The organism is Spongiibacter tropicus DSM 19543 (assembly GCF_000420325.1).
Classification (GTDB): Bacteria; Pseudomonadota; Gammaproteobacteria; order Pseudomonadales; family Spongiibacteraceae; genus Spongiibacter; species Spongiibacter tropicus.
This window is the reverse complement of sequence record NZ_ATUS01000004.1, coordinates 94,075-117,067: the sequence shown is the minus strand read 5'-3', so window position 1 is coordinate 117,067 and position 22,993 is coordinate 94,075. Positions and strand designations below refer to the sequence as shown.

Annotated in this window: 23 protein-coding genes; 6 read left to right on the top strand and 17 right to left on the bottom strand. The window is 56.2% G+C overall.

What is annotated here, in order from left to right; all coding sequences use genetic code 11:
- Positions 1 to 2 precede the first annotated feature (2 nt).
- The 10 genes from G411_RS0115395 to G411_RS0115340 form a co-directional block, all read right to left on the bottom strand.
- Complete coding sequence (locus G411_RS0115395; RefSeq protein WP_022960111.1) at positions 3 to 1,250, bottom strand: lipoprotein-releasing ABC transporter permease subunit; 1,248 nt, start codon at positions 1,248 to 1,250, stop codon at positions 3 to 5.
- Between the two features lie 35 nt (positions 1,251 to 1,285).
- Positions 1,286 to 1,519, bottom strand: a complete 234-nt coding sequence (gene nqrM, locus G411_RS0115390) for a (Na+)-NQR maturation NqrM (RefSeq protein WP_022960110.1) — start codon at positions 1,517 to 1,519, stop codon at positions 1,286 to 1,288.
- 2 nt (positions 1,520 to 1,521) lie between these two features.
- Complete coding sequence (locus G411_RS0115385) at positions 1,522 to 2,571, bottom strand: FAD:protein FMN transferase (RefSeq protein ID WP_084495599.1); 1,050 nt, start codon at positions 2,569 to 2,571, stop codon at positions 1,522 to 1,524.
- Positions 2,555 to 3,778, bottom strand: a complete 1,224-nt coding sequence (nqrF, locus tag G411_RS0115380; RefSeq protein ID WP_022960108.1) for an NADH:ubiquinone reductase (Na(+)-transporting) subunit F — start codon at positions 3,776 to 3,778, stop codon at positions 2,555 to 2,557. Before nqrF ends, G411_RS0115385 begins: the two co-directional genes overlap by 17 nt.
- A gap of 27 nt (positions 3,779 to 3,805) precedes the next feature.
- Positions 3,806 to 4,414: an NADH:ubiquinone reductase (Na(+)-transporting) subunit E gene (gene nqrE / locus G411_RS0115375; protein ID WP_022960107.1), complete on the bottom strand. Its 609-nt coding sequence runs from the start codon at positions 4,412 to 4,414 to the stop codon at positions 3,806 to 3,808.
- The gene (locus G411_RS0115370) at positions 4,414 to 5,079 is read right to left on the bottom strand and encodes an NADH:ubiquinone reductase (Na(+)-transporting) subunit D (RefSeq protein ID WP_022960106.1); all 666 of its coding nucleotides are present in this window, start codon (positions 5,077 to 5,079) and stop codon (positions 4,414 to 4,416) included. The genes nqrE and G411_RS0115370 overlap by 1 nt, the downstream gene beginning before the upstream one ends.
- A gap of 3 nt (positions 5,080 to 5,082) precedes the next feature.
- A complete protein-coding gene (locus G411_RS20795) occupies positions 5,083 to 5,850 on the bottom strand; it encodes a Na(+)-translocating NADH-quinone reductase subunit C (protein WP_022960105.1) in 768 nt (255 codons plus the stop codon).
- The gene (locus tag G411_RS0115350) at positions 5,843 to 7,039 is read right to left on the bottom strand and encodes an NADH:ubiquinone reductase (Na(+)-transporting) subunit B (RefSeq protein ID WP_022960104.1); all 1,197 of its coding nucleotides are present in this window, start codon (positions 7,037 to 7,039) and stop codon (positions 5,843 to 5,845) included. Before G411_RS0115350 ends, G411_RS20795 begins: the two co-directional genes overlap by 8 nt.
- Before the next feature lie 3 nt (positions 7,040 to 7,042).
- Positions 7,043 to 8,383: a Na(+)-translocating NADH-quinone reductase subunit A gene (locus G411_RS0115345; protein WP_022960103.1), complete on the bottom strand. Its 1,341-nt coding sequence runs from the start codon at positions 8,381 to 8,383 to the stop codon at positions 7,043 to 7,045.
- Positions 8,384 to 8,604: 221 nt separating this feature from the next.
- A complete protein-coding gene (locus tag G411_RS0115340; protein ID WP_028968500.1) occupies positions 8,605 to 10,071 on the bottom strand; it encodes a glyceraldehyde-3-phosphate dehydrogenase in 1,467 nt (488 codons plus the stop codon).
- Positions 10,072 to 10,271: 200 nt separating this feature from the next.
- Between G411_RS0115340 and mfd the strand changes: the two genes are divergently transcribed.
- Together mfd and G411_RS0115330 are read left to right on the top strand one after the other, a co-directional pair.
- Complete coding sequence (gene mfd / locus G411_RS0115335) at positions 10,272 to 13,706, top strand: transcription-repair coupling factor (protein WP_022960101.1); 3,435 nt, start codon at positions 10,272 to 10,274, stop codon at positions 13,704 to 13,706.
- 38 nt (positions 13,707 to 13,744) lie between these two features.
- On the top strand, positions 13,745 to 14,533 hold the full coding sequence (locus G411_RS0115330; protein ID WP_022960100.1) for a CsiV family protein: 789 nt from the start codon (positions 13,745 to 13,747) through the stop codon (positions 14,531 to 14,533).
- On the opposite strand, the gene G411_RS0115325 is transcribed toward G411_RS0115330, so the two are convergent.
- Together G411_RS0115325 and G411_RS20790 are read right to left on the bottom strand one after the other, a co-directional pair.
- The gene (locus tag G411_RS0115325) at positions 14,498 to 15,244 is read right to left on the bottom strand and encodes an S-methyl-5'-thioinosine phosphorylase (protein ID WP_022960099.1); all 747 of its coding nucleotides are present in this window, start codon (positions 15,242 to 15,244) and stop codon (positions 14,498 to 14,500) included. The two genes, G411_RS0115330 and G411_RS0115325, sit on opposite strands and share 36 nt — an antisense overlap.
- A complete protein-coding gene (locus tag G411_RS20790; RefSeq protein ID WP_084495622.1) occupies positions 15,237 to 16,286 on the bottom strand; it encodes a mechanosensitive ion channel family protein in 1,050 nt (349 codons plus the stop codon). Before G411_RS20790 ends, G411_RS0115325 begins: the two co-directional genes overlap by 8 nt.
- Positions 16,287 to 16,620: 334 nt before the next feature.
- On the opposite strand from G411_RS20790, the gene G411_RS0115315 reads away from it, so the two are divergent.
- From G411_RS0115315 to G411_RS0115305, 3 genes are all read left to right on the top strand, one after another.
- Complete coding sequence (locus tag G411_RS0115315; RefSeq protein WP_022960097.1) at positions 16,621 to 16,941, top strand: DUF6763 family protein; 321 nt, start codon at positions 16,621 to 16,623, stop codon at positions 16,939 to 16,941.
- 149 nt (positions 16,942 to 17,090) lie between these two features.
- Entirely contained in the window at positions 17,091 to 17,693 is a 603-nt protein-coding gene (lexA, locus tag G411_RS0115310) for a transcriptional repressor LexA (protein ID WP_028968499.1), read from the top strand.
- A 2-nt stretch (positions 17,694 to 17,695) separates the two neighbouring features.
- Positions 17,696 to 18,103 carry a hypothetical protein gene (locus G411_RS0115305; protein WP_022960096.1) on the top strand — a complete coding sequence of 136 codons (408 nt, stop codon included), beginning with the start codon at positions 17,696 to 17,698 and terminating at the stop codon, positions 18,101 to 18,103.
- 28 nt (positions 18,104 to 18,131) lie between these two features.
- On the opposite strand, the gene G411_RS20785 is transcribed toward G411_RS0115305, so the two are convergent.
- From G411_RS20785 to G411_RS0115280, 5 genes are all read right to left on the bottom strand, one after another.
- Complete coding sequence (locus tag G411_RS20785) at positions 18,132 to 18,398, bottom strand: hypothetical protein (protein WP_022960095.1); 267 nt, start codon at positions 18,396 to 18,398, stop codon at positions 18,132 to 18,134.
- A gap of 78 nt (positions 18,399 to 18,476) precedes the next feature.
- Positions 18,477 to 18,956, bottom strand: coding sequence for a hypothetical protein (locus tag G411_RS0115295; protein ID WP_022960094.1), 480 nt, complete (start codon positions 18,954 to 18,956; stop codon positions 18,477 to 18,479).
- An 11-nt stretch (positions 18,957 to 18,967) separates the two neighbouring features.
- Positions 18,968 to 21,631 carry a type I DNA topoisomerase gene (gene topA, locus G411_RS20780; protein ID WP_022960093.1) on the bottom strand — a complete coding sequence of 888 codons (2,664 nt, stop codon included), beginning with the start codon at positions 21,629 to 21,631 and terminating at the stop codon, positions 18,968 to 18,970.
- 102 nt (positions 21,632 to 21,733) lie between these two features.
- Positions 21,734 to 21,988, bottom strand: a complete 255-nt coding sequence (locus tag G411_RS0115285; RefSeq protein WP_022960092.1) for a DUF1653 domain-containing protein — start codon at positions 21,986 to 21,988, stop codon at positions 21,734 to 21,736.
- On the bottom strand, positions 21,978 to 22,454 hold the full coding sequence (locus G411_RS0115280; protein ID WP_022960091.1) for a hypothetical protein: 477 nt from the start codon (positions 22,452 to 22,454) through the stop codon (positions 21,978 to 21,980). The genes G411_RS0115285 and G411_RS0115280 overlap by 11 nt, the downstream gene beginning before the upstream one ends.
- Positions 22,455 to 22,546: 92 nt before the next feature.
- Here G411_RS0115280 and G411_RS0115275 point away from each other — a divergent pair, with 92 nt between their 5' ends.
- Positions 22,547 to 22,990: a universal stress protein gene (locus G411_RS0115275; protein ID WP_022960090.1), complete on the top strand. Its 444-nt coding sequence runs from the start codon at positions 22,547 to 22,549 to the stop codon at positions 22,988 to 22,990.
- Positions 22,991 to 22,993 lie beyond the last annotated feature (3 nt).

Sequence of the window (22,993 nt, the reverse complement as noted above, 5' to 3'; positions counted from 1 at the left end):
GCTTACTCATAGCGCAGGGCTTCCGCGGGCTGAACGCGGGCGGCCTGTCGTCCAGGATACAGGGTTGCCAGCAGACTCAGGCCAATCCCAAAACCGCAGACCCACAGGACGTCACTCAGGCGAAGCAGTGAGGGGATACGGCTGATGAAATAGACCTGGGGGTCAAACACGTACAGGCCCGACAACTGTTCAAACCAAGCCACCACATCGCCCACATACAGCGCCAGCGGCAGGCCGATCAGCAGCCCTCCCAGTACGCCGCTCAGGCCTGTAGCGAGGCCGTAGATCACAAAAATGGCCATGATCGTACCCGGTGTCGCGCCCATAGTCCGCAGTACCGCTATGGCGCCCCGACGGGAGGAGACGGCCATACTCAGAATAGAGACGATATTGAATGCCGCGATCACCACGATAAACATCAACAGCAGACGCACCATCAGCTTTTCCATCTTCACGGCCTGAAACAGGCTGCCCTGACTGACGCTCCAGTCAATGGCCTGACTGCCCTCAGGAAAACGCTCAAGCAGTGTCGCCGCGCCCTGCGCGGAGCGCAGCATATCGTCAAACTGCAGCCTGAGGCCCTGAACGGCATCGCCAAGCTGGTAGAGCTTCTGGGCGTCGGCCAGGTGAATAAACGCCGTGGTGCCATCCAGTTGCGCCCCCACCGAGAATACCCCGACTACAGTAAAGGCGCGCTCTCGGGGAAACAGACCAAATGGCGTCACAGTGACCTTGGGAAGAATCACTTGCAATGAATCACCGATATTCAGGCCCAGTTGACGCGCCAAAATATCGCCGAGAACAATCTCGTAATGACCGCCCTCTTCCCCTAAATAACGTCCAGCCAGCATGTTCTCTGAGACGGCAGAGACACCCTTCTCCAGCGCTGGGTCTATGCCGTACAAGGCTGCGCCCTGAATACGCCCACCGCTGGAGAGCATCGCCTTGCCCCCGACGTAGGGCGCAGCGGCCTGCAGCCCCTCCTGCCCCAGAATTTGTCCGCGCCATTGCGACCAATCCTCCAGCTTCTGCTCGGGACCTTCAATATAGGCGTGGGGCAACACGGACAGAACACGCTTTTGCAGCTCGTGCTCGAAACCGTTCATGACGGCAGTAACGACGATCAGCGACACCACGCCGATCAGCATTCCCAGCAGGGAAAACCAGGACATCAGAGACAGGAAGCGATCATCACCCGCCGCGCGGCGAAAATAGCGAAGACCGATAAACAGTGGCAGAGAGGCAGCCATGAAGGTATAGGAAGGCCCTGTACGAAGACGCCAGATTAGCTGGCGTCGTAGAACTGTCCCTGACGGGCCGAGGACGCCGCTTTATCAGATTCTTCGCGGCACTTGTTGGGATCATTGCCACAGAGATCACAGACGTAATCGGGATCGGCCAGCGCCGCCCCCACGCCACCGCAGGAACCGGCGATGGGCTTGCGGCCAAAGATCACGCCAACGGCCATCGCGGCAACAATCAGCATCATGACAATGATGGCGGCAAATATAGTAGCCATGACTAATTTTCTTCCTGTAAATGCTCAGACAGATAAGGCTTGAAAGCGCTGCTATAGCGACTGACAAAACCCTCTTCCGTTTTCTCAATCAGGTAAACCGGCATATTCTGGGCTTCGGCCAGTTCCAGTGTACGCTTAGTGCCCATCACTGAAAAGGCAGTCGCCATGGCATCCGCAAAGGCACAAGATGGGTCCAGCACCGTCACCGATGCAAGACTGTGGCTGATGGGACGTCCCGTGCGCGGATCGATGGTATGGGAATAGCGGACACCATCCTCCTCAAAATAGTTGCGGTAATCCCCGGAGGTCGCCACTGCCGTATCGCCCAGTTCAATGGCAAGCGTCGGTGCACCGCCGCCGGGGTTCTCGACCCCGATTCGCCAGGCATCGCCGCGAGGGCTGCTGCCGGCAACCCGCATCTCTCCGCCGATTTCCACGAGGTAGTCAGTCACCCCCAGTGATTCCAACCAGATCGCCGCGGCATCCACCCCATAGCCTTTGGCAATGGCGGATAAATCCATGTGCAGCGCCGCTTTCTTACGCAGTTTCGGCTCCAGCATATCGAGTTCGATACGGTCGTAGCCGATATCTTGCATGGCCGTCGCGATAGCGTCATCACTTGGCCGACCATCGTGCTTTTCTGGCCCAAATCCCCATAAATCAACCAATGGTGCCACCGTGATATCGAAGGCCCCACCCGTCAGCCAACTCACTTCCAGAGACATGCTGAAAATATTGTAGAGGGGCTCACTGAGCGTCTGCCATTCGCCAACCGGCGCCCGGTTAAGCTGATTCAGCTCAGAATCGTCGATATACGTTGAAGCCAGTTGGTTGAAATGCACCAGCTGGTAGTCCAGTTGGCGCTTTAATTCCTCAGCCCGCAGCTCACCCGGATTGCGCAACGTAACATGGTAAGTCGTGCCCATAGTGCTTCCGCTGATGCGGATCACCTCTTCGGGAGCACCACTGCAGGCCGCCAGAAACAGAAACAGAAAAAGCAGCACCAGGGCTGCTTTTTCTGTTGAGCGGCGTAAATCAGCCACCGAAATCATCAAGCAGAATATTCTCCGGTTCAACACCCAAGTCTTCCAGCATTTTGATAACCGCAGCGTTCATCATCGGCGGCCCACACATGTAGTACTCACAATCCTCGGGGGCCGGATGGTCCTTGAGGTAATTTTCATACAACACATTGTGGATAAAGCCGGTCATGCCCGTCCAGTTGTCTTCCGGCTGCGGGTCAGACAGGGCGAGATGCCATTCAAAATTGTCATTCTCTGCCGCCAGTTGGTCGTACTCATCCTGGTAGAACGCTTCGCGCAATGAGCGCGCACCGTACCAGAACGAGATTTTGCGCGTAGAGTTAAGACGCTTGAGCTGGTCAAAGATGTGCGAGCGCATAGGCGCCATACCCGCACCACCACCGATGAAAACCATCTCCGCTTCAGTTTCTTTCGCGAAGAACTCACCGAAGGGGCCATAGACCTTCACTTTGTCACCGGGCTTCAGATTGAAGACCCAGGATGACATCTGACCGGCAGGCAGTGACAGATTATTCGGCGGCGGTGTCGCAGCACGAATATTGAACTTCACAATGCCCTTCTCTTCCGGATAGTTGGCCATGGAGTAAGCACGGATCACCGTCTCATTGACTTTGGACTCAACGTTAAAGAAACCAAAGCGCTCCCAGTCGCCGCGGTATTCTTCCGGAATATCAAAGTCAGAGTACTTAACGTGATGCGGAGGACACTCCAGCTGCACGTAACCACCCGCGCGGAAATCGACATTCTCGCCTTCCGGCAGTTTCAGCGTCAGCTCCTTGATGAACGTTGCCACATTGGGGTTGGATTGAACCGTACACTCCCACTGCTTAACACCAAATACATCCTCAGGAACCTCGATCACCATGTCCTGCTTAACCGGTGTCTGACAGGACAGACGCCAGCCTTCGCGGGCTTCACGGGGCGAGAAATGCGCTTCTTCTGTCGCCAGCATCGAGCCGCCGCCATCGGTAACGATACACTTGCACTGGGCGCAGCTACCGCCACCACCACAGGCTGATGCCAGGAAGATGCCCTGATTGGCCAGGGTGCCCAGCAGTTTGTCACCAGCGGGGACGCTGATGGTTTTTTCGCCATTTATCTCGATCGTGACATTGCCGCTACTCACCAGACGAGAGCGGGCAATCAGGATGACAGCTACCAGCGACAGTACGATCGCGGTAAACATTGTCACACCGAGAACAACCACTGTATTCATTAAAACGCCTCCAGTTATTTGTCTCGGTTACAGATCGATGCCGCCGAAGGACATGAAGCCCAGCGACATCAGACCGACGGTAATAAAGGTAATGCCCAGACCACGCAGACCTTCCGGCACGTCGCTGTACTTCAGCTTCTCGCGGATACCTGCCAGTGCAGTGATCGCCAGCGCCCAGCCGGTACCTGCCCCGGCGCCGTATACCACGGACTCGGCAAGGTTGTAGTCACGCTCAACCATAAACAGCGAACCACCCATGATGGCGCAGTTTACGGTGATCAGCGGCAAGAACACGCCCAAGGCGCTGTAAAGCGCGGGCACGAACTTGTCGAGGAACATTTCCATGATCTGTACGATCGCCGCGATAACGCCGATGTAACTCAGCAGCCCGAGGAAGCTGAGATCCACATCCGGATATCCCGCCCAGGCCAGCGCGCCGTCGCGCAGCAGGTAGTTGTAGATCAGGTTGTTGACCGGCACGGTCAGCGCCAGTACCACGATAACCGCGATACCCAGACCAATAGCGGCTTGAATCTTTTTAGAGATCGCCAGGAACGTACACATACCGAGGAAGAAGGCCAAGGCCATATTCTCGATAAAGACCGACCTGACGAACAGGCTGATATAGTGCTCCATCAGAAGGCCTCCTTAACACTGCGGGTATTTTTGGCGATTTTGAATTCTTCCTTCTCGACCTGCTCGGTCTTCACGCTGCGCAGAACCCAGATGAAGAAACCAATCAGGAAGAACGCGCTCGGCGGCAACAACAGCAGGCCGTTGGGCACGTACCAGCCACCATCGGTAACCAGCGGCAGAATTTCGATGCCGAACAGCTTGCCGGAACCGAACAGTTCACGGAAGAACGCCACAGACAGGAGGACCACACTGTAGCCGAGGCCGTTGCCGATGCCGTCGATAAAGCTCGCCACTGGCGGGTTCTTCATCGCGAAGCCCTCGGCGCGCCCCATGACAATACAGTTGGTGATAATCAGGCCGACAAACACCGACAGCTGCTTGCTGATCGCAAACGCGTAGGCTTTCAGCACCTGATCAACCACGATAACCAGCGAAGCGATAATGACCATCTGCACGATGATCCGGATCGCACCGGGAATGTGGTTACGGATCAGCGAGACCGCAAAACTGGAAAACGCGGTTACCAGAATTACCGAAATACACATGACCACAGTGACCTTCATGCTGGAGGTCACCGCAAGCGCACTACAAATCCCCAGAATCTGCAATGCAATCGGGTTGTTCTTAAATACCGGTGAGGTCAATGCCTCTTTTAACGTCGCCATAACTTAGGCCTCCCCTGCACGCAGATTTTTCAGGAAGAGCTTGTAGCCATTGTCGCCCATCCAGAATTGAACCAGGTTACTCACGCCGCGGCTGGTCAGTGTTGCACCGCTCAAGCCATCCACTTTGTTTTCAGCATTGCGCGTCGATGCATCAACACTGCCCTTGATCAGCTCAATGGCGACTTGGCCGTCGTCGTAAACTTCCTTACCGGGCCAAAGTGCTTTCCATTTGGGATTGTCGACTTCGCCACCCAGTCCGGGGGTTTCGCCATGCTCGTAAAAGCCGAGACCCGCTACGGTATTCAGGTCGTTTTCCAAAGCCAGGAAACCGTAGAGTGTCGACCACAGACCTGCACCGCGAACCGGCAGAATGATCTTATCCAGCTCACCGTCATGCTCGACCATATACACCACCGCGAAATTCTCGCGACGCTTGATCTTGGCGGTGTCGTCTTCGCCCAGAGCGATGGAAGTCGCCGGATCTTTGGCAATCTGAGACTGCTCAAAGCCGTCCGGGCTGTATTGATCGCTGAATTTGCCTGTTTGCAGATTCACAATGCGAGTCGTTACCTTCTCAAATTGCTTCTCTACACTTTCGTCGGCACTCAACATTCCCGCTGCTGCAAGAATATTCGCTTTGCGATCCAGCGCTTTGTTGGCAACCTGAGCCGGCTTGAGCAGCACCGCTGCCGAAGAAACTACCAGTGCGCAGACAATACAGAGTGTTACCGCGACCAGCAGCGTTTTTTGAATACTGTCGTTATTAGCCACGTGCCAACCTCCGTTTGATATTTGCCTGAACCACGAAGTGGTCAATCAGGGGCGCGAACAAGTTGCCGAACAGAATCGCCAGCATCATGCCCTCTGGGAAGGCCGGGTTAACCACGCGAATCAGTACCACCATGGCACCAATCAACAGACCAAATATAAATTTGCCGGTGTTCGTCATAGCTGCTGACACAGGATCAGTCGCCATAAAGATCATCCCGAAAGCAAAGCCGCCCAGCACAAAGTGCCAGTACCAGGGCATCGCCATCATGGGGTTTTCACCGCCAACGGAGTTGAACAGCAGCGACAAAGCAACCATGCCACTGAACACACCCAGCACAATGCGCCAGGAGGCAATGCCGGTCCACAGCAGCACCGCACCACCGATCAAAATAGCGATAGTAGAAACTTCACCCATGGAGCCATGCATATTGCCGGTGAAAGCGTCGAACCAGGTCAGGTTTTGCTGCAGTGCGGCCATGCCTTCGCTAGCCGCGACCGACAGCGCTGTGGCGCCGGTGTAGCCATCTACTGCGGTCCACACCGCATCACCCGACAGTTGTGCAGGGTAAGCGAAGAACAGGAACGCACGTCCAGTCAGCGCGGGGTTGAGGAAGTTTTTGCCCGTACCGCCAAAGACTTCTTTACCCACAACAACGCCGAAACTGATACCCAGCGCCACTTGCCACAAGGGAATCGATGGCGGGCAAATCAGGGCGAACAGAATGGAGGTAACGAAGAAGCCCTCGTTCACTTCGTGCCCGCGCTTCATGGCGAACAGCACTTCCCAGAAGCCGCCGACCACAAAGGTTACGGCGTAAACGGGGATAAAGAACCAGAAGCCATGCCAGAAGTTATCCCAAAGACTGCTGGGATCGTATCCGGCAAACATGCCGATCATAACGTGACGCCAGCCCTCACCGGCGGCAAGTCCGGCCTCAGCCATGATGGTATTGGCCTGAAAGCCGATGTTCCACATACCGAAGAACATCGCTGGGAAGGCACAGAACCACACGGTGATCATGATGCGCTTGAGATCAACGCCATCGCGAACGTGTGCCGTGGTTTTGGTCACAGAACCCGGTGAATAAAAAATGGTGTCTACTGCTTCATACAGCGCATACCACTTTTCAAAGCGGCCGCCTTTTTCGAAATGCGGCTCAAGATTGTCTAACAGTGATCGCAGACCCATGATTTACCCCTCCTTCTCGATGCGGCTGAGATTGTCACGGAGAATCGGGCCGTATTCATATTTGCCAGGGCAAACATAGGTACACAGCGCCAAATCTTCTTCATCCAACTCCAGACAGCCCAAGTCTTGAGCCATCTGCGTGTCACCCACAATCAGTGCGCGCAGCAACTGAGTCGGCAGGATGTCCAAGGGCATCACGCGCTCGTAAGCGCCCACGGGCACCATCGCCCGCTCACTGCCATTGGTATTGGTGGTATACGGCAGCGCCTTCTTCATGAACTGCGAGAGATAAATACGCAGTGTCGAGTGCTTGTTCGCTCCCGGCGACAACCAACCCATGAATTCACGCTGCACGCCTTCCAGCAGCACGCTGACCTGATTGTGGTAGCGCCCCAGATACGCGAGAGCGCCGCGCGCCGTGCGACCGCCCAGGATAGAACCGGAGATCAAGCGATTCTCACCCGCTTTAAGCTGCCCGGCGCAAAGCTCTTCCAGGCTGGCGCCCAGACGGGTGCGCAGCAGCCGCGGCTGCTCTACTTGCGGGCCGGCGAGTGCAACCACACGCTCAGTGCTGAGTTTACCTGTGGTGAACAAACGACCAATGGCAATCACATCTTGATAGCCGACAGAAACCAGCTGCTTGTTGAGGCTGGCGCCTTCGAGAAAATGCATGTGCGTGCCGACCAGGCCCGCAGGGTGTCCACCCGCAAACTCGGTCACGTGGAGCTGGCTGTTATCCAGCGCGGGCACATTGCTGCCTGGCGCCACACAGAGGTGGACTTTGCCATCGGTCAGCTTGCACAGCACTTCCAAACCGTGGCTGAAGTCTTCTGCGGCTTCGGCAATCACCACTGCGGGATCTGCCGCCAGCGGATGCGTGTCGATGGCTGTCACGAAGATCGCAGCAGGCTTGGCATCCAGTGCAGGCACTTTGCTGAAAGGACGCGTGCGCAATGCCGTCCACAGACCGGATTGCTGAAGATTTTCGGCAACCTGATCGCGGCTCAGCCCCGACAGTTCTGCAGCAGAATAGCTGGCAAAGCTCTCGAACTCGTCATCTTCAACATCGATCACGACCGATTGCAGCACCCGCTTTTCACCGCGGTTAATGGCAGAAACCACACCGGTTGCTGGAGCGGTGTAACGTACGCCTTCGGTCTTCTTGTCGGTAAAAAGCAGTTGACCGGTTTTCACCCGATCACCCACTTTTACCGCCATTGTCGGCTTCATGCCGACATAATCGAAGCCGATCAACGCCACCGAGCGGGCTTTTGGCCCTGGCTCGATGCGCTGTTCAGGCGCGCCGGATATGGGCACATCTAAGCCCCTGGAGATTTTGATCATAAGACTCTCTGACACTCTTATGGTTGAACGCGAAAAATAAAATTCTGCGAATCCGGGGCAGACGGGCACACCGGCGGTGGATGATCAGCGCCACCCACTAAAAAAATTGCCGCAAGTATATAGACTCCGGCTATCGGCTGTCACGGCGAAACTGGCCGATGCGGCCAGTCCTCTATGCAAAACGGCCAGCAACGCAATGCGAAACTGGCCGTTGGCGCGACTTATTCGGCGGGGTACACCGCGTACTTGACCCCGGCCATCTGCTCGAGGATCCGGTGTACCTGACAGCTGTAACCGAACTCGTTGTCGTACCAGCAGTAGAGGATGGCGTGAGTGCCATTAACAATAGTGGCTTCACTGTCAAACACACAGGCGTGACGCGAGCCGACGAAATCACTGGAAACCACTTCCGGCGAGTTCGAGTAGTCAATTTGCTTGCGCAGCGGAGAGTGCAGCGCCGCCTGACGCATATGCTCATTCAGCTCTTCAACCGTTGTTGCGGTTTTCAGATTGAGCGACAGAATGGCCAGCGAAACGTTGGGCGTCGGCACTCGGATCGCATTGCCGCTCAATTTGCCCAGCATTTGTGGCAACACTTTACCTACCGCTTTGGCCGCACCGGTTTCAGAGATAACCATGTTCAGCGGTGCACTGCGACCACGACGGTTGCCCTTGTGGTAGTTGTCGATCAGGTTCTGGTCATTGGTGTACGAGTGAACCGTCTCAACGTGACCACTCTCAATACCAAAACGGTCGTCCAGCACTTTCAGCGGCGGCGCGATGGCGTTAGTGGTACAGCTGGCGGCAGAAATAATGGTATCGCTGTCGAGAATCTGCTCATTATTGACGCCGGCAACGATATTCTTCATATCACCTTTGCCGGGCGCCGTCAGAATCACTTTAGAAATGCCGGGGCGAGACAGATGGATCGACAGACCTTCGCTGTCGCGCCATTTGCCGGTGTTATCAACCAGGATGGCATCGTTGATGCCGTATTGGGTGTAATCCACTTCCTCGGGGCTGTTGGCGTAGATCACCTTCACTTCCACACCGTTGGCCACAAAAGACTGGCGCTCTTCATCGACACGAATGGTGCCATTGAAAGGACCGTGAACCGAGTCGCGGCGCAGCAGCGAGGCGCGCTTGACCAGATCATTTTCAGCACCGCCCTGGCGTACAACCACCGCGCGCAGGCGCAGGTTGTCACCGCCGCCGGCTTTCTCGACCAACAGGCGCGCCATCAAACGACCGATACGGCCAAAGCCATACAGCACCACATCGCGGGGTGGACGGGTCAGTTCTTTGTCACCACCGACCAGATCGGCAACCTGACTGCGGACAAATTCATCAACCGACTTCCCAGCCGGCTTGCCTTCGGCCTCGTAGGCAACCGCAATACGGCCAGCATCAATATGGGCCGTACCCAGGTCCAGTGCAGCCAGCGCCTGAATCACCGGAAAGGTTTCAAACTCCGACAGTTCGTTTTGCTCGACCTGACGCACAAAGCGGTGCGCTTGCATGATATCCAGCACTGACAGATTGACCAGATTCTTTCCGTAGATGTAGGTTTTGACGTTGTTGTTGCGGTAGAGCTTACCGATCAGGGGAATCATCCCCTCGGCCAATGCTTCGCGCTCTTTCCAGTCGGCGAAGTAATCATCAGGACGCTCTCGTCTTCTCTCTGTCACGGCGGGTACCCTTTGCTGTCGGAGGGGGAAAATTGGAGCGCGTATTATCTTTATTCGAGGGGCGCTTATCAAGGCTCTGCAAGGCCAACTGCTACCAATGTCGAACGATTTACGCGCATTTTGACGCCATCCTCGGGGTTACGAGGAAAAGCCTCTGCACGTTACAATGCCCGCCCTTCCCATCACCGACGACTGTACCTGTGATAGCACTGCCCGACTCTCTTCAGCTCAGCCCGCAACAAAGCCTCAACCTCGGCGGCATTCCGCCCGGCAGTCAGGCCCTGGTCGCCAGCCGCTTGGCGCAGCAGCTGGAGCAGCCCCTGCTGATGATCGCGTCGAGCACCGCCGAGGCATACCGACTGGAGCAGGCGCTGCAGTTTTACGCGGATGGTCTGGATATCAAGTTGCTGCCTGACTGGGAAACCCTGCCGTACGACAATTTCTCTCCCCATGAAGACATTATCTCTGAGCGGCTGCGCTGCCTTACTGAGATCAGCTCGCTGCAGCAGGGCATTGTCATCGCCCCCATCACGTCTTTAATGCAGCGTATTGCCCCCACCGACTACGTCAACGGTCGCAGCCTCCAATTGACGCGAGGGCAGCAGCTCGACCTGGCGGATTTCCGACGGGACCTGGAAAAACGCGGCTATAACAACGTCAACACCGTCTATCAGCACGGCGAATACGCCCTTCGCGGCGCGGTGCTGGACATCTTCCCCATGGGCAGCCCACTGCCCTACCGCCTCGACCTGCTGGACGACGAGATCGACAGCCTGCGCAGCTTCGACCCCGAGAACCAACGCAGCCTGGAACAGGTAACGCGCATCGACCTGCTCCCCGGCCGCGAATTTCCGCTGGACGACGACGGTATTGCGGGGTTCCGGCGCCGCTGGCATGAGCGCTTCAATGTGGACCATCGAAAATGTCCGGTCTATCAGGACGTGAGCAGCGGCATTGCCCCCGCCGGGGTCGAATACTACTTGCCACTGTTCTTTGAGCAGTGCGGCAGCCTGTTTGACTACCTGCCCGAGAGCATTGCCGTGTTGCGCGCCGACGGTATTGAAGCCGCCGCAGAGCACTACTGGCAAGATATTCACCACCGCTATGAGCAGCGCAGTGGCGACACCCAGCGCCCCGTGCTCAGCCCCGCCGAGCTATTCATTCCGGTACCGGAATTATTCGCCGCGCTAAAAACCTATCCACGACTGCGCCTGAGCCACGAGGCAAGCAGTCGTCCGGAGCTGAACCTGGCCAGCGAGACGCTGCCGCCACTGGATGTTGACGCGCGCGCCAGCGATCCGATACGCGCGCTCCGCGCCTATGCGGAAACCCATCGCATTTTGCTCTGCGCCGAATCTGCCGGCCGCCGCGAAGCCCTGATCGACCTGCTCAAACGCAATCATCTTCATCCCGCCACGGTCGATTGCTGGCGGGACTTTGCCGACGGCACTCAAGCGCTGGCCATTACCACCGCCGCCCTTGAAGACAGCCTGGCATTCAGCCAGCCAACACCGTTTGCCGTGGTTGCCGAAGCTCAGCTCTTCGGCCGACGCGTCGCGCAGAGTCGCCGGCGACGCAAAACCACCGGCAATGCGGAAGCGGTGGTTAGAAATCTCGCCGAACTCCGTATCGGCGCCCCTGTTGTGCACGCCGATCACGGCGTGGGGCGATATCTGGGTTTGCAGCGCCTGGATGTGGACAATGAAAGCAATGAATTCCTGACCCTGGAATATGCTGACGGCGCCAAGCTCTATGTACCGGTATCAGCCCTGCAGTTGATCAGCCGCTACACCGGCGCCGACGACGAACTCGCGCCGCTCCACAAACTGGGCAGTGACCAGTGGAGTCGCAGCAAACGCAAAGCCGCAGAGAAAATTCGCGATGTGGCGGCAGAATTGCTGGACATCTATGCCCGGCGCGAAGCGCGCAAAGGCCGAGCCTTCGACATTGATAACGACTATCAGCAATTTGCCGACGCCTTCCCTTTCGAGGAAACACCGGATCAGCAAGCTGCTATCGACGCTGTTCTGAGAGACTTGCGCTCCGAACAACCCATGGACCGATTAGTCTGTGGCGACGTGGGCTTCGGCAAAACGGAAGTCGCGGTGCGCGCCGCCTTTATTGCGGTACAGAACAGCAGCCAGGTGGCAATTCTGGTCCCCACCACCCTGCTCGCTCAACAGCACTACGAATCCTTCCGAGACCGCTTTGCAGACTGGCCCTTCAAAATAGAAGTACTGTCGCGCTTCCGCACCGCGGCCGAGCAACAGGCCGTGATCAAGGATTTGCAGGCAGGCAAGATTGATATCCTGATCGGCACGCACAAACTGCTGAGCAGCGACATTCGCTATGCCAATCTCGGATTGGTGATCATCGACGAAGAGCACCGCTTTGGCGTTCGCCAGAAAGAAGCATTGAAAAATCTTCGTGCCGAAGTCGATGTGCTGACCCTGACGGCCACCCCGATTCCCCGCACACTGAATATGTCCATGTCGGGCATTCGCGACCTTTCGATCATTGCCACGCCGCCCGCGCGGCGCCTGTCGGTAAAAACCTTTGTACGCGAACGCGATGAGGCACTGATCAAAGAGGCCATTCTCCGAGAGGTATTACGCGGCGGTCAGGTGTATTACCTGCACAATGAAGTCAAAACCATCGAGAAAACCGCCCGTGACCTGCAGGCGCTGCTGCCCGATCTACGCATTGGCATCGGCCACGGCCAAATGCGCGAGCGCGAGCTTGAGCAGGTGATGAGCGACTTCTATCACAAGCGGCACAATGTGCTGCTGTGCTCGACGATTATCGAAACCGGCATCGACGTTCCGAATGCCAACACCATTATTATCGAGCGCGCCGACAAATTTGGCCTGGCGCAACTGCACCAGTTGCGGGGACGCGTCGGTCGCTCCCACCACCAAGCCTACGCCTATTTGCTGACGCCACCACAGAAGCAACTGACCCGCGACGCCGAAAAACGCCTCACGGCAATCAGCGAAGCAGACGACCTTGGCGCAGGCTTCACACTGGCTACCCACGACATGGAAATTCGCGGCGCCGGGGAACTGCTGGGAGAAGGCCAGAGCGGACAGATTCACTCCATCGGTTTCAGCTTGTATATGGAAATGCTGGATCGCGCGGTGAAAGCCATTAAAGACGGGAAAACCGTCGACCTTGAGTCCAACCAGAGCGATCATACTGAAGTCAATCTGCGTATTCCGGCCCTCATTCCCGATGATTATCTGCCGGATGTCCAGGAGCGACTGATGCTGTACAAGCGCGTCGCCAGCGCCGACAGCCGCGACGAATTGCGGGAGCTGCAAGTAGAAATGATCGACCGGTTCGGGCTGTTGCCGGAGCCCTGTAAACACCTGTTCCGCTGTGCTGAATTGCGGTTGCGCGCTATCGCCATAGGCCTGAGTAAAATCGAGGCATCCGGCGCGGGCGGTCGTATAGAGTTTGCCGACGACACAAAGGTTGAGCCCATCAACATTGTGCAACTGGTGCAGAAAAATGCTGCACGCTACCAGCTCGACGGCGCCAATGCGCTGCGCTTTAAAGAGCAGACGGAGGCCGCAGAACAGCGCATTGAGGCAGTGGAACGCTTGCTTGATCTGCTTGCACCCAGTACAACATAGGCCGAGCGCCTCTCGTGACAAGGAAAGAGATTCCCACTATGCATCGCCAACGCTTCTTCGCCCTCCTGTTCGCCACACTGCTCAGTGCGGGCGCGCTGGCTCAGCCCGACGGGCGCTATCAGATCGATCTGGTGGTTTATGCCAACACCGATCCTGCCGCACAACAGGCCGAGGTCTGGCCAGACAATCTTCACCTGCGCTACCCCCACGACTGGGTCCGGCTGAACAACCAAGGGGAAGCGAACCTCAGCCGTGTCGGCACCAACCACCCACAGTTTGCCAAGGCCCTGCGCTCTCTAAAGCTGTCATCGCGTTATCGCATACTGACCCAACTGAGCTGGATACAGGATTTAGAGCCCAGAAAACGCGCACCGGCGGTTCTTATTCAAGGGGGGGAGCGCTACGGCGAGCACTATGAGTTGGAAGGCTATGTTCGTATCGCGCTGGAGCGCTATCTGTATGCCGAGCCACAACTCTGGCTTTCGCGCTTTGGCTACCAGCAGGGCAATTACTACTTGCCCAGACGGCCCAACCGCCATCAGCCGATTGACGAGGAAGTGGAGATCCCGCAGGAAGACACCCTCCCCCCGCAGGAGGCACTGGTGGAATTCCCTGGCACAGACATGAGTATTGAAGATAACGCGCCCAGCCAACCGGTCATTCCGGTAGGCGCCGAGCCGGTAGAACGGATCGTAGTGATGAGTGAAGAACGCCGCATGCGCAGCGATGAGCTTCACTATATCGATAACCCGCTGTTTGGCCTGCTGATCATGATCAGCAAGCCCCAAACTTCAACCGTGGCTGAGGATACACTGAGCCAGCAGTGATTTGACCTGCAGCATGCCGGTATCGATAACGGCCTGAATATCTTCCATCGTAATCAGGGTGTCGCTCAATCCGGCACCCGGATTAACCACCAGACACACCGAGGCATAATCCAGCCCGGCCTCTCTGGCAAGCGCAGCCTCAGGCATGGCTGTCATCCCCACCATATCATTGCCGTCTCGCGCCAAGCGTTGAATTTCCGCCGCCGTTTCCAGGCGCGGCCCCTGTGTTACCGCATAGGTACCATAGGGCTCGACATCAATATCCGCCGTCTGGGCTGCGGCACACAATCGCAGGCGTAACTCTTCGCAATAGGGGTAACTAAAATCGATGTGTTGGACATTGCCATCCCGGCCATCGTAGAACGTGTGCTCGCGCCCCCAAGTGTAATCATTAATCTGCTCCGGCAAGGCAATTACCCCCGCAACAAAGCGCTCACTGATGCCACCCACTGCGTTCACTGCAATAATCTCACCCGCACCGGCGTCTTTCAGCGCTTGAATATTGGCCCGGTAGTTGATCGCGTGCGGCGGCAGCGAGTGCCCCACACCGTGACGGGGCAGAAACAGAAATTCCGCGCCCTTGTATCTCATCTGATGAATCGGCGCGCTCGGGGCACCGTAGGCAGTCTCCACCTCGCGGGTACCCAACAACTCCGCGCCGGGCCAATCGCACAAGCCCGTTCCACCGATCACCGCAATCGTTTTAGGCATTCTCAATGTCTCCTGCTTCGCTGCCATCGCGAGCAACACGCTCTATTTGTACCGGGTCCATTTTGATAGTACTGGTTGGGTAAGCCACATCGGCCCCCAGCTCATGAACAATCTCGAGAATGTTCAGCAGGATGTCCTGCTTAATTTCATGGTATTTCACCCACTGCGTCGTCTTTGTGAAGGTATACACAAAGAAATCGAGTGAAGACGCATTAAAGCTGTTGAAATTGACGATCAGTGTCTTGCGGGTATCAATTTCGGGGTGGTTGGCCAGCATTTCCCGGACCTTGCTGATAATCGCCGGAATATGCTTCGCATCGTCATAGCGCACACCGATAGTTTCATATATGCGGCGGTTCAACATGCGCGAGGGATTTTCAACCGAAATCTGCGTGAAGGTGGCATTCGGCACATAAAGCGGACGCTGATCAAAGGTCCGTATGCGGGTTTGCCGCCAGCCGATATTTTCCACTGTCCCCTCAATATTCTTGTCGGGGGACCGAATCCAGTCTCCGACAGAAAACGGGCGATCGAGATACACCATCAACCCACCGAAGAAATTCGCCAGCAAATCCTTGGCGGCAAAGCCCACCGCGATCCCGCCGATACCCCCAAAGGCCAACACCCCGGAGATACTGTAGCCAAGGTTCTGCAGAATCATCAGCACTACGACGATAATCACCGCGCTGCGCACCAGCTTGCCGAGCGCCATGACGGTTGTCTGGTCGATGGGCTCATCGTCGTCGCCATATTCCCGCGACAGAATCCCTGTTTCTATCTCTCGAACCAGCTTGACCAAAAACCAGCCAAGAATCGCCATTACCGCTACCGCGCGGAAGGGCTGTAGCGCCGAAAAGATATCCGCATCCGTACTTTCGCCAATAATCTCCAGTACGTGACTGGCACCAACGACCCAAATCATCAGAATTAGTGGCTTGCGAGACGCCAGCAACAAGGCGTCGTCCCAGAGGTTGTGCGTTCTGGCAAATTTCTCCGCCAGCTTATTGAGCAGTCGTCCGACGAATAAGTTGGCCGTCAGCATGATCAAGACGACGATAAAGACTTCTGTAAGCCATGGGTAATTAGAAAACTCCACACCCTTTAGCCAGTCCTGAGACAGCACCGCAGTTCCTCCGCGCTAGACAGATTATTTGTTATGACCGCGTCCGTTATAGCTGGCTGCACTAAAAAAGCGCGGTCAAAATGGGAAAAGCAGTTTAACTTAGGTAGCCATCCCTCTGAAAGCGCTTGGATTTCGCCATGCATCCAATAATTCACTAAGGAGAAACCACGGTTATCGACGCGCAAATACCGACTGGACACCCCAAGGGGAAGTGATAGCTTGGTGCAAAAGTCGAAGAAAGGAGGCAAGCGTTATGGCGAGCATAGCTCCTCAAGTTGGCAGCTGGTACAAAGACCTTGAAACTGACCAGCAGTTTGAAGTCGTTGCGATCGACGACCGGGAACACACCATCGAAGTGCAAATGATTGATGGCGAGATTTGCGAATATGATCTGGAGAGTTGGCGACAGCTCGCCCTGCAGAGTATCGAAGAACCCGAGGACTGGCGTAATGCCTTTGAGCTCAGCGACGACGACTACCGCGACTGGGGCGACGGCTTAATACCGGAACAACTCTGCAACCCCTTACACGAAATAGAAACTGACGTCGTCAACGGCCTTTTTGACGACTACTGAAACCCTCTCCCCCCTCTGCCCGCCCACGGCTTTACTGGGGCGGGCCTCTTCACACCATACCCTCGCTTCAGAAAATACAGGGCAGCGCTTGCACTGGATAAAATACTGTATATACTCACAGTTACTGTATAGATAACCAGACCGCGATTATGGAAAAGCTAACTGCCAGACAAGCTCAGGTTCTCGAACTTATCAAAAGCCATATTGAAGACACAGGCTACCCTCCGACGCGGGCAGATATTGCCAAGGAGCTGGGGTTCCGCTCGCCCAATGCGGCGGAAGAACATCTCAAGGCACTGGCGAGAAAAGGCGCCATTGAAATCATTCCCGGCGCTTCTCGTGGCATCCGTCTTCCGGAAGAACTCGGCATCCCCATTGTGGGTCAAGTGGCAGCAGGTAGCCCTATCCTCGCGGAGGAGCACATCGAAGATCACTGCGCCATCTCGCCAAATTTGTTTACCCCGGCTGCAGACTATTTCCTTCGTGTTCGCGGTGACAGCATGATCAATGCGGGCATCTTCGAGAACGACCTCCTCGCCGTTCACCGCACTCCCGTTGCCCATAACGGGCAGATTATTGTCGCGAGAATCGGTGACGAAGTTACCGTTAAGCGCCTGCAGAAAGAGAAAAGTAACCACCGCTTGCTGTTAATTGCGGAAAACCCGGACTACGCCCCCATTGAAGTTGACCTGCGTGAACAGGACTTTGCTATCGAAGGCCTGAGCGTAGGCGTATTGCGTCGAGGAAACTGAACATGGCTTTTGAACAACGCCCTCTTTTTGATCAGCAGCACCCGGCTGACAACGCGCACATTACGGAAATCACCCTTAGCAGCCAGGCGCAACTGTCGCGCACTCTGCTGTCCGCCATGCTGGGCCAGCTCTGCGGGAGCACCGATCCGCGCTGGCTTTGCTGGGTTGCAGATCGGCCGGTCAAACCGCTACTGGACGCCAACAGCCCTGAACGAGGACAGCGCATCCTGCAAGTCGTTGTAAATGAAGGCAGCCTCTGCAATATCGCTGCTCGTGCCCTTGAGCGCGGAAAGAGCCACACCGTCGCGGTGTTACTGAAAGGCTCACTGGGAGCTGCCGAGCGACAACTGCTAACCCAAGCTGCAAAGGCAGGTCAGGCCGAATGTCTGGTAATCCACTTACAGGATTAATTGAACGTATACAGAAAGGAAACCGTGCTCAATGCACGGTTTTAGATTGAGGCAACACGCCGTCAATGGCGTCTTCATCATCATCGACATCATCTTCCACGTCATCGCTGATGATCTGCGCGGCTTCCAGCCCCGCCTGCACCATAACCCTGGCCAGCTCCAGGCATGAGCCCGGAATCTGCTTGCGGGTCTCATCAGAAAAGCGAATGGTCACCAACGGCTGCTCATCGCCCTCAGAGCGCTGCAGCACAATATCGCCATTTGCCAATTCAACCAGTTCTAAATAAGACAGCACAGAATATCCCTTGAGTCGATCTTGCCCGAACAACGGGGTTGACCGGTAGTGTAACAAAGGCAGCCTATCTCCGGCCAATCAGTATTCCTGCAGCGTCGCCCGATGCCGGTTCACGGTATCACTCAGGAACTCCAGGGCCTCCCAGCTCCGTTGCAGCGAGTCATCCTCACCGCGAGAAGAAGCAATAAGTGCGCCGGAAGATGCCTGCACCGCAGAGGGCGCATTGATAAACGCGTATTCCAATACCCATTTGAGTCGCGCGTCATGGCTTTCCCTGTCAGCCAGTTCCGCTATTTCCGGCGGATGCTCACCTGATGAGAGGACGCGGGCCGAATAACGACCGATAGGAATCGCCTGCTGAAACCGGGGTTGCTGGAATAGCAAATCCGCTAAATGGCTCTCGTAAGCCAGCCGCAGTTGCCAGAGACAGGATTCAAGACAAGCCCGATGGAAATGCCCTCCCCACTCTTCCCGACTGCCCTCGGTCAGTTGGTTCAAATACTGTCGGGCAAGAAACAGATGGAGGTTGCATTGCCCTCGGTAGGTTTCTGACGACATGCTGTCCCGCCCTATTTGTCTGATGTCTTACGGCTGGTCTTTTTCGCTTTGACTCTCGCCACCCATTTCCCGCCTTCATAAAAGGCTGACCAACCGCTGGGTTTTCCCTCAACTTCTGACTGTACGTACTGCTCTTTCGTCTTACGGCTGTAGCGAATCACCGTATCGCGACCTTCGTCGTCCTCAGCAGGCGCCGAGAACAGGAAGTTGTATTTGGGGTCAATTTCCGCCTGATGAGGGAGGATTTCTTTTACCAGAGGCGCCCGGGTCTCCCGATTCTTGGGGAAACCGCTGGCGGCGAGGAACAGCCCTGACGCCCCATCGCGCAACACGTAGTGATCATCCACTTTTTCACAGCGCAATTCGGGCATGGACACAGGGTCCATTTTCGGCGGCGCGGCCTCCCCATTGCGCAGCAATTTGCGGGTATTCTTGCAGTTCTCATTGGTACAGCCAAAATACTTGCCGAAACGGCCGGTTTTCAGCTGCATATCGGCCCCGCATTTATCACACTCGATGACCGGACCGTCATAGCCCTTCACTTTGAAGGTGCCGCGCTCGACCTCGTAGCCACTGCAATCCGGGTTGTTGCCACAGATGTGCAGCTTGCGCTGCTCATCGATCAAGTAGCTTTCCATTGCCGTGTTACAGATCTTGCAACGATGCATACTGCGCAGTACGCGGGATTCCGCCTCGTCGTCATCCGCATCGATGCGCACAAATTCCTCGCCAGGAACGAGATTGATGGTCTGTTTGCAACGCTCCTTTGGCGGCAGTGAATAGCCCGAGCAGCCCAGAAACACGCCGGTACTCGCCGTACGAATTTGCATATTGCGACCGCACTTCGGACAGGAGATATCTGTTTCGGTAGGCTGATTGCTGCGCATGCCACCGTCGTCATCTCCGGCCTTTTCCAGGCTTTCCGTGAACGCCGTGTAAAAGTCGTCCAGCAGCGCTTTCCAGTTACGATCACCGGAAGCGACGCTGTCCAGCGACTCTTCCATGCGTGCGGTAAAACTGTAATCGAGGAGGTTACTGAAACTTTCAACGAGACGGTCGGTGACGATATCGCCCATCTTCTCTGCATAGAAGCGACGGTTTTCCACCTTGACGTAACCGCGATCCTGAATCGTGGAAATAATCGCCGCATAGGTTGACGGACGACCTATACCGCGTTTTTCCAGCTCTTTGACAAGGGCCGCTTCGGTATAGCGCGGTGCCGGTTTGGTGAAGTGCTGGCTGGGGTCAACCTTGACCAACTGCAATGCGTCACCCACCTTCACATCGGGCAACTCCTGATCTTCTTCCTTTTTACTGGCCGCGGGAGGCTGCACTTTCATAAAGCCGTCAAATCGAACGACGCGCCCGCGGGTACGCAATTCAAAGTCGCCCGCCTTAACGATAATCGACGTACTGGTGAATTCCGCAGGCGCCATCTGACAAGCCACAAACTGCCGCCAGATCAGGGTATACAAGCGCTCTGCGTCCCGCTCCATGCCCGAGAGCTGAGTGGGCTCGACGTTGACGTCTGAGGGACGAATCGCCTCGTGAGCTTCCTGAGCCCCCTCTTTACTGGAGTAGCGCTGCGGTTGGTCCGGCAGGTAACGATCGGAAAAATGCTCACTGATATAGTCCCGGCAAGCGGCAACGGCATCGTTGCTCAAATTTGTCGAGTCTGTACGCATGTAAGTGATGTAGCCAGCTTCGTAGAGCCGCTGCGCCAGCATCATGGTTTTCTTCACACCAAAGCCCAGGCGGGTACTGGCGGCCTGTTGCAAGGTGGAGGTAATGAAGGGAGCTCCCGGTTTGCTGCGCGTGGGTTTATCTTCGCGCCCGGTTACCGCGTAATCGGCTTTTTGCAAGGCCTCGACCGCCGCCATGGCACTTTGCTCATTGCCGGGACGGAAGGCATTATCGCCCTGCTTCTTCACCTCCAGGCGCAGACTGCCGGCCTCGGCGCTGTTATCAGTGTGAATTTGCCAGTATTCCTCGGGAACAAAGGCCCGAATCTCTTTCTCGCGCTCAACAATCAGACGAACGGCCACTGATTGCACCCGTCCCGCGCTCAGCCCTCGAGCGATTTTTGCCCACAACAGTGGCGAGACCATATACCCGACCACCCGGTCGAGGAAACGGCGCGCCTGCTGGGCGTTCACACGGTTGATATCGAGTTCGGTAGGCTGAGAAAAGGCGTCCTGAATCGCCTTTTTGGTAATTTCGTTAAACACCACTCGCTTGTAGCGAGTCTGATCACCACCAATGGCTTCACGCAAATGCCAGGCAATGGCCTCTCCTTCGCGGTCAAGGTCCGTCGCGAGGTAGATGGTGTCGGCCTTTTCAGCCAATTTCTTCAGTTCGCTGACCACCTTTTCCTTGCCGGGCAGAATTTCATAGCGCGCCTCCCAGCCATGCTCGGGATCAACGCCCATTCGTGCAACCAGCTGTTCACGCGCCTTCTTCTTTTTATGCTGCGCTTTCTCTTCCGGTGACATTTTACGGGTCAAGGCAGCCGCTTTCGCGCGCTCCTTGGGATCAACCGAGCTGCTGCCGCTACCGCTGGTGGGCAGATCGCGGATATGGCCAACGCTGGATTTCACCACAAAATCCGATCCCAGATACTTATTGATCGTTTTGGCCTTGGCCGGTGACTCCACAATTACCAGTGATTTGCCCATGTTTCCCTTAATCTGCGAAATGCGAATGTGTGACGCGCCAGCGTGCGAGGCGACATATATAAGTGTTCAACCCCTATGGGTCAAGGCCGAGCCCGCTGCCAATCAGGAGATGTTGTGACCAATGTCCGCCGTTTCCGCTTCCAGCAACGCAAATCGAGGCTGCGTATTGCCTGCAATTTCCACGGCTTCCGTAAACATGGACAATGGGCGGACCCACAAGTCACCATCGCCATAAAGTGGGCGGTAAACAACCAACTGCTCTTCAGTTTCACTGTGACGGGCCACACCGTAAACCCGGTACTCCCCTCCTTTATAGTGGCGATAGCGGCCTGGCGCCAGCGTCGATTCACTGTTCATCGGCAAAATCCTCGTCGATCATTCGGTTCATCAAATCCGCCAATGCCTCAACGGTTGCTACCTCGGCATTGGCTTCGCGCCACCAGACCCGCAGCATTCGCCCTCCGGCTTCCACGACCCGGCAATCATTCGGCAGTTCACCAGCCACGCGCTGCATCGCAGCCGCTATGGCGGCAGGTGGTGTAAATTCCTCGCCCTCCCGAGCGGCTGCATCCAGCCAGAATCGCCAACGTTCTGCTGCACGCGCCTTGGGCAAGGCCATGCAGTAAGCCAAGCCCTGATATTCCTCTTCCTTTCTCACTCGCTGGCGCCGGGTTTGCGGGAATGTGGCGATTTGTACGGTAATGCCCAATTCCCGAGCACGCTCGCGCAAACGCATTTGTCGGCGCTGCCGAGGGCTGGGCACAATCCAGAGAATTGGGGCCAGCATGAATGCCAAAACCAGCGAAGCGATGATCCAGAACATGGTTATCCTCAAAAAACTGCCTCACACTGGACAGCACGAACTGCATAGTTGTTAATAGCCTTTTTTCGACTGGCTAGATTTAAGGAGGCTGTATGGCCAATTACCAGCGTATTCTCACCGCCGTCGACATTTCCGACGAAGCCATTCCCGTCGTCAAGCGCGCGGCGGCAATGGCTCGGCAACACCAAGCCGAACTTCACCTGATTCACGTTGTAGAACCATTGAGCCTGGCATATGGCGGCGATATTCCCATGGACTTTTCCGGCATTCAGGAAGAGCTTCAACAACAGGCCGAAGAGACGCTGAAAAAATACGCCGGGCAGTTTGACATCCCCGACGACAAGATTCACCTGCTTACCGGGCGTCCCGAGGCCCAGATTCACGACCTATGCAAAGAGCTGGACTGCGATCTGATTATTGTCGGCAGTCACGGCCGCAAAGGACTGGCACTTCTGCTGGGGTCCACCGCCAATGCGGTGCTACACGGCGCCAAATGCGACGTGCTCGCAGTGCGCGTCAGTAGCGAGCACGACTAGCGG